Genomic DNA, 14378 nt, shown 5'->3' on the forward strand with positions numbered 1-14378 from the left:
GTGCTCAGCCGCCTGCGCGGGCTCATGACGCGCCTGTGGACCCCGCTCGCCGACGTGCTGCTGCGCGCCGGCGTCTCGCCCGACGCCGTGACGATCACCGGCACGCTCGTCGTGGTCGCCACCGCGCTGTGGGCGTTCCCCACCGGGCACCTGCTGCTCGGTGCCCTGCTCATCGCGCTGTTCACGCTCACCGACTCGATCGACGGCGTCATGGCGCGCCGCGCGGGCCGCAGCGGCCCCTGGGGCGCGTTCCTCGACTCGACGCTCGACCGGTTCGGCGACGGCGCGATCTTCGCGGGCCTCGTGCTCTGGTACACCGGCGCGGGCGACCACCGACCCACGGCAGTGCTGGCGCTCGCGTGCCTCGTGCTCGGCTCGATCGTGCCCTACGCGCGCGCCCGCGCCGAGGGTCTCGGCATGACCGCCTCGGGCGGCATCGCGGAGCGCGCCGACCGGCTCTTCGCCGTGCTGCTGGCCGCGTTCCTCGTCGGCCTCGGCCTGCCGGTCGTCGTCATGACCGTGGTGCTCGCGCTGCTCGCGCTCGCGTCCGCCGTCACCGTCGTCCAGCGCATGGCCGCCGTGCGCCGCCAGGTCCGGGAGGCGGCCTCGTGAAGTTCGACGTCGCGCGCGCCTACCACCTGGCCTGGCGCGTCGGTCACCGCGTCCCGGGCCCCGTCGTGCGCGCGCTGACCACGCTCGGGGCCGACGTCGCGTGGTGGCGCCGCGGGTCCGGCGTGCGCCGCCTCGAGGCGAACCTCGCGCGCGTGCGCCCCGAGCTCGATCCCGCGGCGCTGCGACGGCTGTCGCGCGCCGGCATGCGCTCGTACATGCGCTACTTCGGCGAGACGCTCACGCTGCGCGGCAGCAGCCCCGCGCACATCGCCGCGCGCGTGCGCGCGGTCGGTGACGCACCCGTGCGCGCGCTGCTCGCCGACGGGCACGAGGTCGTCCTCGCGCTCGGCCACATGGGCAACTGGGATCTCGCCGGCGCCTGGGCGACCGCCCACCTCGGCCACGTGACGACCGTCGCCGAGCGGCTCGAGCCCGAGGAGCTGTTCCAGGAGTTCCTGGCCTTCCGCGAGTCCATCGGCCTGACGATCATCCCGCTCACCGGCGGTGGCGACGTGTTCCGGCAGCTCGTGCGCGTCGCCCGGGGCGGTCCGGGGGTCCTGCCGCTGCTGGCCGACCGCGACCTCACGGCCAGGGGCGTCGAGGTCGACCTGTTCGGGCGCCGCGCGCGCGTGGCCGCCGGCCCCGCCGCGCTGGCGGTCTCGACCGGCGCGCCCCTGGTGCCCGCCGCCATCACCTACGAGCGTCTGCACGGCGCCCGCCGCCGCGCGGCCGGCACGCCGTGGGGCATCGTCATCACGTTCCTGCCGCGCGTCGAGGTCCCCGCGGAGCTGCCGCGTGCGCAGCAGCTCCAGGCCGTCACGCAGGGCTGGGTCGACGCCCTCGCGGCAGCCATCCACGCGCGACCGCAGGACTGGCACATGCTGCAGCGCGTGTTCGTCGAGGACCTCGACCCGGCGCGCGACGCCGCCCGGCGCGCCGCCGCGACGCCGGACCTCGTCGCCGGTGGCGAGGAGGGTGCGTCATGAGCGAACGACCGCTGCGCGTCGGGATCGTCTGCCCGTACTCGTTCGACGTGCCCGGGGGCGTGCAGTTCCACGTGCGCGACCTCGCGGAGTCGCTCCTGCAGCGCGGGCACGACGTGTCCGTGCTCGCGCCCGCGGCCGAGGACACGCCCGTCCCGCCGTACCTGGTCCCCGCGGGCCGTGCCGTGCCGGTCCACTACAACGGGTCGGTCGCGCGCCTCACGTTCGGGCCCGTGACCGCCGGTCGCGTGCGCCGCTGGCTCGCCGCCGGCCGCTTCGACGTGCTGCACCTGCACGAGCCCGTGACGCCCAGCCTGGGCATGCTCGCGCTCTGGATCGCGGACGGCCCGGTCGTCGCCACGTTCCACACGTCCATCACGCGTTCGCGCTCGCTGCAGGTCGCGTACCCGCTCGTCCGGCAGTCGCTCGAGAAGATCTCGCTGCGCATCGCCGTCTCCGAGGACGCCCGGCGCACGCTCGTCGAGCACCTCGGCGGCGACGCGGTCGTCATCCCCAACGGCGTCCAGGTCGACGCGTTCGAGGGCGTCGGCACCGACCCCCGCTGGACCGGCACGCCCGACGCCCCCACGCTCGCGTTCCTCGGCCGGCTCGACGAGCCGCGCAAGGGCCTCGCGGTGCTGCTGAAGGCCATGCCCGCCGTCCTCGACGCCTACCCGGGCGCGCGGCTGCTCGTCGCGGGCCGCGGCGACACCGGCGCCGAGCAGGCGCGCGAGGCGCTCGGCGACCGGGCGGGCGCGGTCGAGCTGCTCGGCGGCGTGAGCGAGCAGGACAAGGCGCGCCTGCTCGCGTCGGTCGACGCGTACGTCGCGCCGCAGACCGGCGGCGAGAGCTTCGGCATCGTGCTGGTCGAGGCGATGAGCGCCGGCAGCGCGGTCGTCGCGAGCGACCTCGGCGCGTTCTCGCGCGTGCTCGACGGCGGCGAGGCGGGCGTGCTGTTCCGCACCGGTGACCCGGCCGACCTCGGCGCGACGCTGGTCCGCGTGCTCGGCGACCCCGAGCTGCGCGCCCGGGTGACCGCGCGCGCGTCGCAGGTCGTGCGCCGGTACGACTGGTCGGCCGTGACCGACCAGGTGCTCGCGGTGTACGAGATGGCCGTCGCCGGGCGTGACGCCCCCGTCGGCGAGGACCCCTCGTCGCTGCGCGGCGCGCGCCTGCTCGAGCTGCGCAGGGGGAGGTCGTCGTGACGGCCGAGATGTGGGCCGACGGCACGGTCGTGCTCGTCGTCGCGGGCGTCGTGCTGCTGCTCGCGTGGCTCGTGTGGGTGCAGGCCTCGCGGCTGGACCGGCTGCACCGCAAGGTCGGCGCGTCGCGTGCGGTCGTCGAGGCGCAGCTCGTGCGCCGCGCCGGCGTGGCGGCCGAGCTCGCGACGAGCGGGCAGCTCGACCCCGCCAGCTCGGTGCTCGTGGGCGAGGCCGCGTGGGCCGCGCTCACGGCCGGCGGGGCCGGCGGCGACGTGCCGTCCTCGGGTCTGCTCCCGCCGGACCTGCGCGCGTTCCTCGGCACGTCGGCGGCCGCGCGGGGCCTCGACCGCGGGCAGGTCGAGAGCGAGCTCAGCGCGACGCTCGACGAGGTGCTCGACGAGCCCGAGGAGGTCGCCGCGCTCACGGCCGACCCCGTGGGGGAGCGGCTGCTCGGCGAGCTCGCGGCGGCCTGGTACCGCGTGCAGCTCGCGCGCCGCTTCCACAACGAGGCCGTCGCGCAGACGCAGCGCGTGCGCCGCGGCGCGCTCGTGCGGCTGCTGCGGCTCGCGGGGCACGCGCCCGAGCCGCGCACGCTCGAGCTCGACGACGCGTGGCCGCGCGGCCTGCCGCTGCCCGGCGAGGCCGCGTCGGCGCGTCAGCCGCGCCCCGGGACCGCGGGCTGACGCACCGGACGACGCGCCCGCCGGTCGGCCGGCGTCCGCGTGCCGGTCACCCGGCGGCCGCGCGCGGGCCGCGACCTAGGATGGGCGCGCCCCGACCACGGCGGCCGGTGTCACGCCCGTCCCCGGGTTCCGCCGGGGCGCCGCGCGTCCCGAACCCACGGATCGAAGAGGTCTGACGTGACCGAGAACTCCCAGCCCGCGGCCGCGGGCGAGGTCGGCACCGCCCGCGTCAAGCGCGGCATGGCCGAGATGCTCAAGGGCGGCGTCATCATGGACGTCGTCACGCCCGAGCAGGCGAAGATCGCCGAGGACGCCGGGGCCGTCGCGGTCATGGCGCTCGAGCGCGTGCCGGCCGACATCCGCGCGCAGGGCGGGGTCGCGCGCATGAGCGACCCCGACCTCATCGACGGGATCATCTCGACGGTGTCGATCCCCGTGATGGCCAAGGCCCGCATCGGGCACTTCGTCGAGGCGCAGGTGCTGCAGTCGCTCGGCGTCGACTACGTCGACGAGTCGGAGGTGCTCACGCCCGCCGACTACGCGCACCACATCGACAAGTGGGCGTTCACGGTGCCGTTCGTGTGCGGTGCGACCAACCTGGGCGAGGCGCTGCGCCGCATCACCGAGGGCGCGGCGATGATCCGCTCGAAGGGCGAGGCCGGCACGGGCGACGTGTCGAACGCGACGACGCACATGCGCACGCTGCGCGACGAGATCCGCCGCCTGACGTCGCTGCCCGAGGACGAGCTGTTCCTCGCCGCGAAGGAGCTGCAGGCGCCGTACGACCTCGTCAAGGAGGTCGCGACCACCGGCAAGCTGCCCGTCGTGCTGTTCACGGCGGGCGGGATCGCGACCCCGGCCGACGCCGCGATGATGATGCAGCTGGGCGCCGAGGGCGTGTTCGTCGGCTCTGGCATCTTCAAGTCCGGCAACCCGGCGCAGCGCGCGGCGGCCATCGTCAAGGCCACGACGTTCTACGACGACCCCGACGTGGTCGCGCAGACGTCGCGCGGCCTCGGCGAGGCGATGGTCGGCATCAACGTCGACGACGTGCCGGTGCCGCACCGCCTGGCCGAGCGGGGCTGGTGACCACGGACGAGCAGCGGCCCACCGGGACCGTCCCCGCCGCCGGTGCGGACGGAGGCGGTCCCGGGGGCGCCTTCGGGTCCGAGTGGGTCCCGGGGCCGGACGGCCTGCTGGAGCGCTCCGCCGCGCGCGTGATCCTGCTCGACGAGCACGACCGCGTGCTCCTCGTGCGCGGGCACGACGTCGACCTGCCCGACCGCTCGTGGTGGTTCACGGTCGGCGGCGGCATCGACGCGGGGGAGGACGAGCGCGCGGCCGCGGTGCGCGAGGTCCGCGAGGAGACCGGCATCGTTGTCGACGTCGACGACCTCGTCGGCCCGGTCTACACGCGCTCGGCCGTGTTCGACTTCGCCGCCCGCACGTGCCGGCAGCACGAGGTGCTGTTCCTCGCGCGCGTGAGCAGCGCGGACCTGGCGCTCAGCCGCGACGGCTGGACCGACGTCGAGCTCGACGTGATCGACGAGCTGCGCTGGTGGGACCTCGACGCGCTCGCGCAGGTCACGATCGAGGTGTTCCCGACGGGCCTCGCCGACCTGGTGCGGGACGTCCTGGTGTGGGACGGCACGACGCGGCACCTGGGGCTCGCGCGCGAGTGAGCCGCGCCCGAGCCGCGCGGACCCCTGCGCGTACCGGTCGGTAACGTCGCCGTCACGCGACGGCGCTAGCGTCCCGCCATGCCCCGCCCCGCCGCCGCCTCGCCCGTCACCCGCATCCCCCGCTCGGGGATCCGCACGCTCATGGAGCTCGCGCTGCGCGACCCGGACGCGATCCACCTCGAGATCGGCGAGCCGGACGTCGCACCGCCCGCGCACGTCGTCGACGCCGTCGCCGCGGCGGCCCGCGACGGGCGGACCGGCTACACCTCGAGCCTCGGCCTCGACGCGCTGCGTGCGGCGGCCGCCGACCGCGTGACCCGCACGCACGGCCGGGTCACGACGGCCGACGAGGTCGTCGTCACGCACGGCGCGATGCACGGGCTCGCCATGGCGATGGCGACGCTCCTCGCACCGGGCGACGAGATCCTCTTCCCCGACCCCGGCTTCCCCAACTGGGAGATGGCGGCCGTCGCGGCGTCGGCGGTCGCGCGGCGGTACCCGACGCACGCCGCCGCGGGCTTCGTGCCCGACCCGGACGAGGTCGAGGCGTGCGTCACGCCGCGCACGCGTGCGATCGTCGTGTGCTCGCCCAGCAACCCGACCGGCGCGGTCTACCCCGACGCCGTGGTCGCCGCGCTCGTGGACGTCGCGCGCCGCCACGACCTGTGGCTGCTCTCGGACGAGTGCTACGAGGCCATCACGTTCGACGCACCCCACGCGAGCCCGCTCGCGCACGACACCGACGGGCGCGTGCTGGGGTTCTTCTCGCTGTCGAAGACGTACGCGATGACCGGGTGGCGCGCCGGGTACGTCGTGGTGCCCGACCCGCACGTGGTCGACGCGCTCGGCCACCTCGCCGAGGCGACGGTCGCGTGCCCGTCGACCACGGGCCAGGTCGGCGCGCTCGCGGCCCTCACGGGCCCGCAGGACGCCGTCGCGGACGCCGTCGCGTCGTACCGCGAGCGACGCGACGCGGCCTGCGCGCTGCTGCGGCGCCGCGGCGTGCGGCACGTCGAGCCCGACGGCGCGTTCTACCTCATGGTCGACGTGGGCGAGGCCGACACCGACGCGTTCGCTCGCCGGCTGCTCGCCCGTCGCGGCGTCGCGGTCGCGCCCGGCTCGACGTTCGGCGAGCACGCCGCGGGGCTCGTGCGCGTCTCGCTCGCGGCGCCGCGCGACCTGCTGCTCACGGGCCTCGACCGGCTCGCCGACGAGGTCGTGGGCGCGGGTGGCGCCGGGGTCGTGGGGCGCGCCGTCGCCGCCGCGCGATGACGGCGTCGCCAGGCGCGACGAGGTCGTCCACGTCGGCCCGGCCGGCCGGGTCCTGGCCCGCTCGCGGCCACGCAGGGCGCGGCGCCTAGGATCGGCTGCCGTGCCCACCACGAGCCCCACGATCGGTGTCCTCGCCCTGCAGGGCGACGTCCGCGAGCACGTCGCCGCGCTGACCTCGCTCGGCGTCGCGGCGGTCGGCGTGCGCCGCCGGTCCGAGCTCGACGCGGTCGACGCGCTCGTCCTGCCGGGCGGCGAGTCCACGACGATCGACAAGCTGCTGCGCGCCTTCGAGCTCGACGGCCCCGTGCGCGAGCGGCTCGCGGCGGGCATGCCGGCGTACGGGTCGTGCGCCGGGATGATCCTGCTCGCGGACCGGATCATCGGCGGCATCGACGGGCAGCGCACGCTCGGCGGCGTCGACATCACGGTGCGCCGCAACGCGTTCGGGCGGCAGGTCGACTCGTTCGAGACCGACCTCGTGATCGACGGCGTCGCCGACAGCGCGACGGACCCCGTGCACGCGGTCTTCATCCGCGCGCCGTGGGTCGAGGAGGTCGGACCGGCCGCCACGGTCCTCGGTCGCGTGGAGGACGGCCCCGCCGCCGGTAGGATCGTCGCGGTGCGCCAGGGCCCGTTGCTGGTCACGTCCTTCCACCCGGAGGTGACGGGCGACACGCGGGTGCACCGACTGTTCGTGCAGATCGTCCGCGACAGCCTGTGACGTCGCGGCGTCCTGCGGCCCGTCCCTCACGGACGGCGCCGCCGGGGCGCGACGCGGGCGGAACCAGCGGAGACGAAGGGGTAACGAGGCATGTCGGGTCACTCCAAGTGGGCCACCACGAAGCACAAGAAGGCCGTCATCGACGCGAAGCGCGGCAAGCTCTTCGCCAAGCTCATCAAGAACATCGAGGTGGCCGCCCGCACGGGCGGCGGTGACCCCGCCGGCAACCCCACGCTCTTCGACGCCATCCAGAAGGCGAAGAAGTCCTCGGTGCCGAACGACAACATCGACCGCGCCGTCAAGCGCGGGTCGGGTGCCGAGGCCGGCGGCGCCGACTACCAGTCGATCACGTACGAGGGCTACGGCCCCGGCGGCATCGCGGTGCTCGTCGAGTGCCTCACCGACAACCGCAACCGCGCCGCGTCCGACGTGCGGGTCGCGTTCACGCGCAACGGCGGCCAGATGGCCGACCCGGGCTCGGTGGCGTACATCTTCAGCCGCAAGGGCGTCGTCATCGTCCCCAAGGAGGGCACCGACGAGGACGCCGTCATGGAGGCCGTGCTCGAGGCCGGCGGCGAGGAGGTCAACGACCTCGGCGAGCAGTTCGAGGTGCTGAGCGAGGCCACCGACCTGGTGCCCGTGCGGTCCTCGCTGCAGGCCGCGGGCATCGACTACGACTCGGCCGACGTCGTGTGGTGGCCGTCGACGCAGATCGAGGTCGACGCCGAGGGGGCGCGCAAGATCCTGCGGCTCATCGACGCGCTCGAGGACTCCGACGACGTGCAGAACGTCTACGCCAACTTCGACGCGTCCGACGAGGTCATGGCCGAGCTCGACGCCGAGTGAGTCGTCCGCCACGGGCCCCGTCACGGTGTGGCGGGGCCCGTGGTGTGCCCGGGCCTGCGACGATGGCGCCGTGCGCGTGCTCGGAGTGGACCCCGGCCTGACCCGCTGCGGCCTCGGCGTCGTCGACGCGCTGCCCGGGCGGCGCGCGCGGCTCGTGCACGTCGACGTCGCGCGGTCCGACCCGACGCTCGACGTCGACCAGCGGCTGCTCGTCATCGCGCGGTCCATCGAGGAGTGCCTCGAGGAGCACGCGCCCGACACGGTCGCCGTCGAGCGGGTCTTCGCGCAGCACAACGTCAGCACGGTCATGGGGACCGCGCAGGTCGCGGGCCTCGCGATGGTCGCGGCCGCGCGGCGTCGCATCCCCGTCGCGCTGCACACCCCGAGCGAGGTCAAGGCCGCCGTCACGGGGTCGGGGCGCGCCGACAAGGCCCAGGTCCAGACGATGGTCGCGCGCCTGCTCGGGCTCGCGGAGGTCCCGCGGCCGGCCGACGCGGCCGACGCCCTCGCGCTCGCGATCTGCCACCTGTGGCGGCCCGCGGGCACGCTCGGCGCGCCGCAGCGCGAGCCCGGTGCCCTCACGGCGGCGCAACGGCAGTGGGCCGCCGCCGAGCAGGCGGCACGCCGGCGCGCCTGACGCGCGCGTGTCGTTCGTACACGTGTTCGCACGTGTGGCACAGTGGTGGCCGGTCCACGAGGGAGGAGCGCCAGGGTGATCGCATCGGTGCACGGCACGGTGCTGGCGGTGCGGCTCGACGCCGCGGTCGTCGAGGTGGGCGGCGTCGGCATGCTCGTCCAGGCCACCCCGGCGACGCTCGCGGGCCTGCGGCTCGGGCAGCCGGCGCGGCTGTTCACGTCGCTCGTCGTGCGCGAGGACTCCCTCACGCTGTTCGGCTTCGCGGACGACGACGAGCGGGACGTGTTCGAGACCGTGCAGACCGTCTCCGGGGTGGGCCCGCGCCTCGCGCTCGCGATGCTCGCCGTGCACACGCCCGACGGCCTGCGGCGCGCCGTCGCCGACGAGGACCTCGCGGCGCTCGTGCGCGTGCCCGGCATCGGGCGCAAGGGCGCGCAGCGCATCGTGCTCGAGCTCAAGGACCGTCTCGGGGCGCCGTCGCCGGCCGGGGGAGCGGGCGCCGTCCCGCTGCCGTCCGACCACCGCGAGCAGGTCGTCGAGGCGCTCGTGGGGCTCGGGTGGCCCGCGCGGGCGGCGCAGGACGCGGTGGCGGCCGTGCTCGACGGCACGAGCGACCCGGTGGGTGCGGACGAGGTCCCCGGCGTGCTGCGTGCCGCGCTGCGGTCGCTGGGCAGCGCCCGTGCGTGACGTGGGCGCGTTCGACGCGCTCCCCGAGGACCTCACGGACGCCGGCGGCGGGACGGACTCGCTCGTGCGCGCGACCGCGGACGAGCCCGAGCGCGCGGCCGAGGCGGCGCTGCGCCCGCGGCGGCTCGACGAGTTCGTCGGCCAGCGCGTGGTGCGCGACCAGCTCTCGCTCGTGCTCGAGGCCGCACTCGGACGCGGGCGCGCGCCCGACCACGTGCTGCTCTCGGGCCCGCCGGGGCTGGGCAAGACCACGCTCGCGATGATCATCGCGGCCGAGCTCGGCACGTCGCTGCGCGTCACGAGCGGCCCCGCGATCCAGCACGCGGGCGACCTCGCGGCCGTGCTGTCCTCGCTCGAGGAGGGCGAGGTGCTGTTCATCGACGAGATCCACCGCCTCGCGCGTCCGGCCGAGGAGCTGCTGTACGTGGCGATGGAGGACTTCCGCGTCGACGTCGTGGTGGGCAAGGGAGCGGGTGCGAGCGCGATCCCGCTGTCGCTGCCGCCGTTCACGGTCGTCGGCGCGACGACCCGCGCCGGTCTGCTGCCCGCGCCGCTGCGCGACCGCTTCGGGTTCACGGGGCACCTCGACTTCTACGCCGACGACGAGCTCGAGCGCGTCCTGGTGCGGTCGGCGGGCCTGCTCGACGTGCCGCTCGACGCGGACGCCGCCGCGGAGATCGCGTCGCGCTCGCGCGGCACGCCGCGCATCGCCAACCGGCTGCTGCGGCGCGTGCGGGACTGGGCGCAGGTCCGTGGCGACGGGCACCTGCACCTGCCGGCGGCCCGTGCGGCGCTCGAGGTGTACGAGGTCGACCAGCGCGGGCTCGACCGTCTGGACCGTGCCGTGCTCGACGCGCTGTGCCGCCGGTTCGGCGGCGGGCCGGTCGGGCTGACGACGCTGGCCGTCGCGGTGGGCGAGGAACCCGAGACGGTCGAGACGGTCGCCGAGCCGTTCCTCGTGCGCGAGGGCCTCGTGGGCCGCACGCCGCGCGGTCGCGTCGCGCTCGCGCCCGCGTGGGAGCACCTCGGGCTCGAGGTGCCCTTGCCTGGCGGCACGCTGTTCGACTGACGCGGGCCGTGTCGCGGCGACCTGGCGCAGCACGGGAGGGCGGTCCGCGCACGTCGGGGAACCGACGAGCGCCCGCGCGCGTTGGAGCGGCGGGCCGCGGCGCCTAGACTGCGGCGGACGTCTGACACGAATGCGGGGACACGCGACCTCATGGACTACTCCTTCGTCATCCTTCTGGTGGTGGCCTTCGGCGGGCTGCTCTTCATGTCCAACCGCTCCCGCAAGCAGCAGCGCGAGGCGCAGGACTTCCGCGCCAACCTGGTCATCGGCGACGAGGTCATGACGGGCTCGGGGCTGTTCGGCACGGTCACCGCGATCGAGGACGACGTCATCACGCTCGAGTCGACCCCGGGCACGCGGACCCGCTGGCTGCGCGCCGCGATCGCCCGCAAGGTCGAGCCGCCCGTCGTGGCGGAGGACGTGGACGACGAGCCCGACGACGACGCAGTGGTCGTCGACGACGCCGTCGTCGACGTGCCGGACGACCTGTCCTCCCTGCCGCCCGAGCCGCCGTCGGCCCGCGAGGGCGACCGCGACAGCAAGTGACTCCGGCCCGGGTGACGACGCCCGGGCCCCGACCCCGCCGGGTGCGACCGCGCCCGGTGCGCGCACGAGAGAAGAACTCCGTTGGCACCTCCTCCCCGCCGCCGTGAACGGCCGGTCCGCACGCTCGTCACCCTCGCGGTCGTGGTCGTCGCGCTCTTCGCGACGCTCCTCGCCGGCACGCGCTGGGGCGACGCCGCGCTGACGCCCAACCTCGCGCTCGACCTCGAGGGGGGCACGCAGGTCATCCTCGAGCCCGTGCCCGAGGTCGCGGGTCAGGTGACGTCCGACACGATCAACCAGGCCATCGCGGTCATCCGGCAGCGCGTCGACGCCTCGGGCGTGGCGGAGGCCGAGATCACGAGCCAGGGCGGCGACAAGATCGTGGTCGCGCTTCCGGGCCGTCCGAGCGAGGCCACGCTCGACCTCGTGCGCACGTCGGCGCAGATGGAGTTCCGTCCCGTGCTGGTCGAGGGCTCGCCGACGCCCGCGTCGGCGGGCACGGACCCGTCGGCCGAGCCGACACCCCCGGCCGACGACACGACCGCGGCGCCCGCCGACGGCGCGACGGGCGACCCGGCGGCGCCCGCGGACGACGCGACCGACGCGGCCGCCGACCCGGCCGCGACGCCCGAGCCCGCCGCGACCGACGGGGCCGCGGACGCGGCGCCGTCGGACGAGCCGGGCAAGGCCGCGCCCGACAGCCCGAGCGACGTCGCGTACTACGTGACGCCCGCCGTGCAGGCCGAGTTCGACGCGCTGGACTGCACGCTCCCGGAGAACCGGACGGGTGGTGCGCCCGGCGACCCCGACAAGGCGTTCGTGGCGTGCGAGCAGGAGGGCCTGGCCAAGTACATCCTGGGCCCGGTCGAGATCCCCGGGGCCGACATCAAGAGCGCGACGTCCGGCCTCGGTGTCAGCTCGTCCGGCGTCCAGACCGGCGAGTGGGTCGTGAACCTCGAGTTCACGTCGGCCGGCACGCCGAAGTTCACGGAGGTCACGACCCGGCTCTCGGGGCAGCAGCGCCCGCTCAACCAGTTCGCGGTCGTGCTCGACGCGCTCGTCATCTCGGCGCCGTCGGTCAACGCGGTGATCCCGAACGGCCAGGCCGAGATCTCGGGCACGTTCACGCGGCAGACCGCGGCGAACCTCGCCAACCAGCTGAACTTCGGGTCCCTGCCGGTCAGCTTCGAGGTGCAGAGCGAGCAGCAGATCTCCGCGACGCTCGGGTCCGAGCAGCTCCAGAAGGGCCTGCTGGCCGGCATCTTCGGCCTGCTGCTCGTCGTCGTGTACTCGCTCTTCCAGTACCGCACGCTCGGTCTCGTCACGGTCGCGTCGCTGCTCGTGGCGGCCGTGGTCACCTACGGCGTCATCGCGCTGCTGTCCTGGCTGCAGGGCTACCGGCTCTCGCTCCCCGGCGTGGCGGGCCTCATCGTCGCGATCGGCATCACCGCGGACTCGTTCATCGTGTACTTCGAACGCATCCGCGACGAGCTGCGCGACGGCAGGTCGCTGGGCGCCGCGGTCGACAAGGGCTGGGAGCGCGCGCGCCGCACGATCCTCGCGTCCGACGCGGTCAACTTCACCGCGGCGATCGTGCTCTACCTGCTGGCGGTCGGCGGCGTGCGCGGGTTCGCGTTCACGCTCGGGCTCACGACGATCGTCGACCTCGTCGTCGTGTTCCTGTTCACGCACCCGCTCATGACGCTCCTGGCCCGCACGCGGTTCTTCGCCGACGGCCACCCGGCCTCGGGCCTCGACCCGCGCCGGCTCGGCGTGGACACCGCGCGCTACGTGGGACGCGGCCGGGTCACGACGCCCGGCCAGCGGTCGAAGGGCACGTCCGACGCGCCCACGACCCGCGAGCCCGTCACGGTCGGGGCGGCCGGCATGACGATCGCCGAGCGCCGCGCCGCCGCGCGCGCCGCCGAGGCGAGCGCGACGCCGCCGCAGGACGACCCACCGACGACCGGAACGACCGACGCGCCCGCCGACGGCCGTCCCGAGGGGAGCGACCGCTGATGGCCTCCGGATTCGCCCAGTGGGGCAACGACCTGTACACGGGTCGCCGCTCGTACGACATCGTCGGACGGCGACGCACCTGGTACGTGATCTCCGCCGTCCTCGTGCTGATCTCCGCGGTGCTGCTCGTGCGGCCCGGCCTGAACCCGGGCATCGAGTTCCGCGGCGGGTCGGAGTTCGTGGTGTCGGGCGTCGCGACGACCGACCAGCAGCTCGCGATCGACACGGTCCAGGCGGTCGCGCCGAGCGAGAGCCCGCGCGTCACGACCGTCGGCGGCTCGTCGTTGCGCATCCAGACCGCCGAGCTCACGAACGACGAGGTCGAGCAGGTCAAGAACGGCCTCATGGCCGCGTTCGACGTCACGCAGGACGAGGTGACGAGCGCGTTCGTCGGCCCGTCGTGGGGCAAGGACGTGTCGCAGAAGGCCATCACCGGCCTGATCGCGTTCCTCGTGTTCGTCTCGCTCGTCATGACCGTGTACTTCCGCAACTGGCGCATGGCCGCGGCCGCGCTCATCGCGCTGTTCCACGACCTGCTCATCACGGTCGGGATCTACGCGGCGGTCGGCTGGGAGGTCACGCCCGCCACCGTGATCGGCTTCCTCACCATCCTGGGGTACTCGATCTACGACACGGTCGTCGTGTTCGACAAGGTGCGGGAGAACACCGCCGACACGCTCGACCAGAGCCGCTTCACGTACGCCGAGAAGGCGAACCTCGCGGTCAACCAGACGCTCGTCCGCTCGATCAACACGTCGGTCGTGGCGCTGCTGCCGGTCGGCTCGATCCTCGTGGTCGGCGCGTTCATCCTCGGGGCGGGCACGCTGCGGGACATCGCGCTCGCGCTGTTCGTGGGCATGCTCGTCGGCGCCTACTCCTCGATCTTCCTCGCGACGCCGCTCGAGGTGACGCTGCGCGAGCGCGAGAAGCCCGTGCGCGACCACACGGCGAAGGTCCTCGCGGCCCGCGCGGGTGCGGTGCACGCCGAGGACGGCGACGGCGCTCCGGTCGCCGTCGGCGCCGCGACGCCGCGCGCGACGGCCGCGCTGCGCCCCGGGGGCCACCTCGGGCAGTCCTCGCAGCCCAAGCGGAAGAAGCGATGAGCGCCGTGGTCGAGGGGACGGACGCCCGGGCCGCGCTGGCACGACGCGTCGACGCGCTCATGCGCACGGTGCCGGACTTCCCGGAGCCGGGCATCCAGTTCCGCGACATCATGCCGCTGCTGGCGGACGCCGACGCGTTCGCCGCGGTCGTCGACGCGTTCGCGGCCGCGGTGCCGGAGCCGGTCGACCTCGTCGCCGGCATGGAGGCGCGCGGCTTCCTGCTCGCCGCGCCGGTCGCGACCGCGCTGGGCGCGGGCGTCGTGCCGGTGCGCAAGGCCGGCAAGCTGCCCGGACCCGTCGCGTCGCAGTCGTACGC

The 14378-nt window shown here is 75.1% G+C and carries 16 protein-coding genes; all 16 read left to right on the plus strand.

Annotated features, from left to right (window positions below; genetic code table 11):
• Nucleotides 1–612 carry a phosphatidylinositol phosphate synthase gene (gene pgsA / locus CS2_RS04920; protein WP_046528323.1) on the plus strand — a complete coding sequence of 204 codons (612 nt, stop codon included), beginning with the start codon at nucleotides 1–3 and terminating at the stop codon, nucleotides 610–612.
• Nucleotides 609–1598 (plus strand): phosphatidylinositol mannoside acyltransferase, encoded by a 990-nt coding sequence (locus CS2_RS04925; protein WP_070319115.1) that lies wholly within the window; start codon nucleotides 609–611, stop codon nucleotides 1596–1598. Before pgsA ends, CS2_RS04925 begins: the two co-directional genes overlap by 4 nt.
• Before the next feature lie 11 nt (nucleotides 1599–1609).
• Nucleotides 1610–2800 carry a glycosyltransferase family 4 protein gene (locus CS2_RS04930; RefSeq protein ID WP_082659978.1) on the plus strand — a complete coding sequence of 397 codons (1191 nt, stop codon included), beginning with the start codon at nucleotides 1610–1612 and terminating at the stop codon, nucleotides 2798–2800.
• Between the two features lie 8 nt (nucleotides 2801–2808).
• Nucleotides 2809–3480, plus strand: a complete 672-nt coding sequence (locus CS2_RS04935) for a hypothetical protein (RefSeq protein ID WP_070319128.1) — start codon at nucleotides 2809–2811, stop codon at nucleotides 3478–3480.
• Nucleotides 3481–3657: 177 nt separating this feature from the next.
• A complete protein-coding gene (gene pdxS / locus CS2_RS04940) occupies nucleotides 3658–4569 on the plus strand; it encodes a pyridoxal 5'-phosphate synthase lyase subunit PdxS (protein ID WP_046528326.1) in 912 nt (303 codons plus the stop codon).
• The gene (locus CS2_RS04945; protein WP_070319116.1) at nucleotides 4566–5162 is read left to right on the plus strand and encodes an NUDIX hydrolase; all 597 of its coding nucleotides are present in this window, start codon (nucleotides 4566–4568) and stop codon (nucleotides 5160–5162) included. The genes pdxS and CS2_RS04945 overlap by 4 nt, the downstream gene beginning before the upstream one ends.
• 78 nt (nucleotides 5163–5240) lie before the next feature.
• Nucleotides 5241–6434, plus strand: coding sequence for a pyridoxal phosphate-dependent aminotransferase (locus CS2_RS04950; protein WP_070319117.1), 1194 nt, complete (start codon nucleotides 5241–5243; stop codon nucleotides 6432–6434).
• Between the two features lie 100 nt (nucleotides 6435–6534).
• Nucleotides 6535–7155 carry a pyridoxal 5'-phosphate synthase glutaminase subunit PdxT gene (gene pdxT, locus CS2_RS04955; protein WP_070319129.1) on the plus strand — a complete coding sequence of 207 codons (621 nt, stop codon included), beginning with the start codon at nucleotides 6535–6537 and terminating at the stop codon, nucleotides 7153–7155.
• 90 nt (nucleotides 7156–7245) lie between these two features.
• Nucleotides 7246–8001 carry a YebC/PmpR family DNA-binding transcriptional regulator gene (locus CS2_RS04960; protein ID WP_046528329.1) on the plus strand — a complete coding sequence of 252 codons (756 nt, stop codon included), beginning with the start codon at nucleotides 7246–7248 and terminating at the stop codon, nucleotides 7999–8001.
• Nucleotides 8002–8071: 70 nt separating this feature from the next.
• Nucleotides 8072–8638 carry a crossover junction endodeoxyribonuclease RuvC gene (ruvC, locus tag CS2_RS04965; RefSeq protein ID WP_070319118.1) on the plus strand — a complete coding sequence of 189 codons (567 nt, stop codon included), beginning with the start codon at nucleotides 8072–8074 and terminating at the stop codon, nucleotides 8636–8638.
• Between the two features lie 75 nt (nucleotides 8639–8713).
• The gene (gene ruvA / locus CS2_RS04970) at nucleotides 8714–9325 is read left to right on the plus strand and encodes a Holliday junction branch migration protein RuvA (protein WP_046528331.1); all 612 of its coding nucleotides are present in this window, start codon (nucleotides 8714–8716) and stop codon (nucleotides 9323–9325) included.
• Nucleotide 9326: 1 nt separating this feature from the next.
• Nucleotides 9327–10394, plus strand: coding sequence for a Holliday junction branch migration DNA helicase RuvB (gene ruvB, locus CS2_RS04975; RefSeq protein WP_070319130.1), 1068 nt, complete (start codon nucleotides 9327–9329; stop codon nucleotides 10392–10394).
• Between the two features lie 150 nt (nucleotides 10395–10544).
• Entirely contained in the window at nucleotides 10545–10940 is a 396-nt protein-coding gene (yajC, locus tag CS2_RS04980) for a preprotein translocase subunit YajC (RefSeq protein ID WP_046528332.1), read from the plus strand.
• A gap of 141 nt (nucleotides 10941–11081) precedes the next feature.
• Nucleotides 11082–12959, plus strand: a complete 1878-nt coding sequence (gene secD / locus CS2_RS04985; RefSeq protein ID WP_233421073.1) for a protein translocase subunit SecD — start codon at nucleotides 11082–11084, stop codon at nucleotides 12957–12959.
• Nucleotides 12959–14062, plus strand: coding sequence for a protein translocase subunit SecF (gene secF, locus CS2_RS04990; protein ID WP_070319120.1), 1104 nt, complete (start codon nucleotides 12959–12961; stop codon nucleotides 14060–14062). The genes secD and secF overlap by 1 nt, the downstream gene beginning before the upstream one ends.
• Nucleotides 14059–14378 (plus strand): type I phosphoribosyltransferase (locus CS2_RS04995; protein WP_501161966.1); only part of this gene is annotated, 320 nt, incomplete at its 3' end. The genes secF and CS2_RS04995, both read left to right, overlap by 4 nt.

Source organism: Cellulomonas iranensis NBRC 101100 = JCM 18110 (assembly GCF_001552375.1).
GTDB lineage: Bacteria > Actinomycetota > Actinomycetes > Actinomycetales > Cellulomonadaceae > Cellulomonas > Cellulomonas iranensis.